The 2,403-nt window shown below is 59.8% G+C and carries 2 protein-coding genes; both read left to right on the forward strand.

The window, feature by feature from the left end; translation table 11 throughout:
• Window positions 1-335: 335 nt before the first annotated feature.
• Window positions 336-1,880, forward strand: a complete 1,545-nt coding sequence (locus AYR66_RS20720; RefSeq protein ID WP_088709081.1) for an AMP-binding protein — start codon at window positions 336-338, stop codon at window positions 1,878-1,880.
• 4 nt (window positions 1,881-1,884) lie between these two features.
• On the forward strand, window positions 1,885-2,403 hold a 519-nt coding region (locus AYR66_RS20725; RefSeq protein WP_206047239.1), incomplete at its 3' end, for a glutamate--cysteine ligase.

Genomic DNA, 2,403 nt, shown 5'->3' on the forward strand with positions numbered 1-2,403 from the left:
CGCTCAACAAGCTGTTCGAAGATGCGCCGTTGTATGGCGGTGTCGGTCCGCACGGTTACATCGACTATCCTGCGCTCGCGAATTAACCATCCGTTGAAACATGACGGCTGCCCTTTGCGGGCGGCCTTCATGCATTCTCTCTCCGCGTTCCACGCTGCTCCCTTGTCTTCTTGCCTGTCAAGAGATATCCCGGACCTCCTCTGACCGAGTTGCGCAATGTCTTCTTGACTTCCAAATTCTCCGCCATTAAGCTAACGATCGTTATTTAAAGAAGCGAGGCATGCGCGGCGCACAGCGTCATCGGGTGCCTCCGGCCTTCACGTGCAGGAGACGCCATGCATCCGTCCCATTTTGCGGCGACACATCCAGACAAGCCTGCGCTGATTTTCCAGCCGAGCGGAGTCGACCTGACCTTCCTGGAACTGGAACAGCGCGTCAGGCAGGCTGCACACTTGTTGCAAAAACTGGGCGTGACGCCGGGCGCTGCGGTTGCATTCTGCGTCGAGAATTCGCCGGAATTCTTTGAAATCGCATGGGGAGCGCAGCGCGTCGGTGCGATCTTCACGCCGATGTCCACCAAGCTGTCCGCCGACGACATGCGCTACATCGTCGAAGACACCGGGGCGCGCGTCTTCATCCTTTCAGCCGCGTGTGAAGGCAGCCGCCATGTGAGGACAGACATGTTTCCCGGCGTGGAATTGCTGGCGGTCGGCGGCGAGATCGATGGTTTCGCTCAATGGAAACCACGGCGACAGGAAATGTCGACGCGGGCGCTCTGCTCGCCGGCACGCGGACGCGAAATGATGTATTCCTCCGGCACGACCGGGCGCCCGAAAGGCGTGTTCAAGTCATTGCCGGGAGGGGAATTCGACGATCCGGATGCACGTGCCGTGAACTTCAACCAGAATTTCGCGCTGAACGAGAATTCGGTCTACCTGTCGACGTCCCCGCTGTACCATAGCGCGCCGCATGTACTTGCCGCCAGCGCGCTGCGCTATGGCGCTACTTGTATTGTGATGGAACATTTCGATGCGGAACTGGCGCTTGACTGCATCCAGGCCTTCAGCTGCACCCATGGCGTCTGGGTGCCGACCATGTTCCACCGCATGCTTCGCCTTTCCAGGGACATCCGCGACACCTTCGACACGCGGTCGATGAAATACGCGATCCACGGCGCCGCGCCATGCCCCGTTCCCGTAAAGCAAGGCATGATCGACTGGTGGGGGCCGATTCTCCACGAGTACTATGCGGGCACGGAAGGCATCGGCGCATGCATGATCACCTCCGAGGAATGGCTCGCCCACAAGGGATCGGTCGGGCGCGCTACCGATGGTGAAATCCACATCCTGGATGAGCACGAGGACGAAGTACCGACCGGGACGACCGGCACCGTATATTTCAAGACCGCATCGAAGTTCGAATACTGGAAAGCGCCGGACAAGACTGCTTCCTCAATGAGCAAGCAGGGATGGTGGACCTATGGCGATATCGGTCATGTCGATGCCGACGGCTATCTCTACCTGACCGACCGCCGGGACTTCATGATTATTTCCGGCGGCGTGAACATCTATCCGCAGGAAATCGAAAACGTGCTGCTGTCCCATCCCGTGGTCGCTGACGTCGCCGTATTCGGTTTGCCGAATGATGAGTACGGGGAAGAGGTCAAGGCCGTCGTACTGCCCGTTCGCGCTCCTGCCTCGTACACGCATCGCGACAAGCTTGCACTGATCGAGTATTGCCGCCAGAAGCTCGGCCCGATAAAAACGCCAAAATCGATCGACTTTGTCGCCGACCTGCCGCGCCAGCCGACCGGCAAGATGCACAAGCGCGCACTGCGCGAACGCTACCTCTACGCCCGCGCAGAAACCATCGAAGGATAATCATATGGTTCCCCATTTTGTCACCCCCCTGAACGGCCCGCTGCTCGACCTCGAAAAGACGATACTCGACGCTACCTCGGCAATCGAACGCTGGTTCCGCCTGGAATGGCAGGAGCACACGCCGCCGTTCTACTGCTCGGTGGACTTGCGTAACGCCGGCTTCAAGCTGGCGCCGGTCGACACCAATCTGTTCCCCGGCGGCTTCAACAACCTGTCGCCGGAAATGCTGCCGCTGGCAGTGCAGGCGGCAATGGCTGCGATTGAAAAATATTGTCCGGACGCCAAGAACCTGCTGCTGATCCCCGAGCGTCATACCCGCAACACCTTCTATCTGCAGAACGTCGCGCGCCTGATCCAGATCTTCCGCCAGACCGGCCTGAATGTACGGCTCGGCTCGCTGTCCGACGACGTCAAGGAACCGACCAACATCGACCTGCCGGACGGCACGACGCTGACGCTGGAACCGCTGGAACGCTCCGCCAACGGCCGCCGCCTCGGCCTGAAGAATTTCGATCCCTGCACC

This window comes from Noviherbaspirillum denitrificans, from assembly GCF_002211445.1.
In the GTDB taxonomy this organism is placed as follows: domain Bacteria; phylum Pseudomonadota; class Gammaproteobacteria; order Burkholderiales; family Burkholderiaceae_D; genus Noviherbaspirillum; species Noviherbaspirillum denitrificans.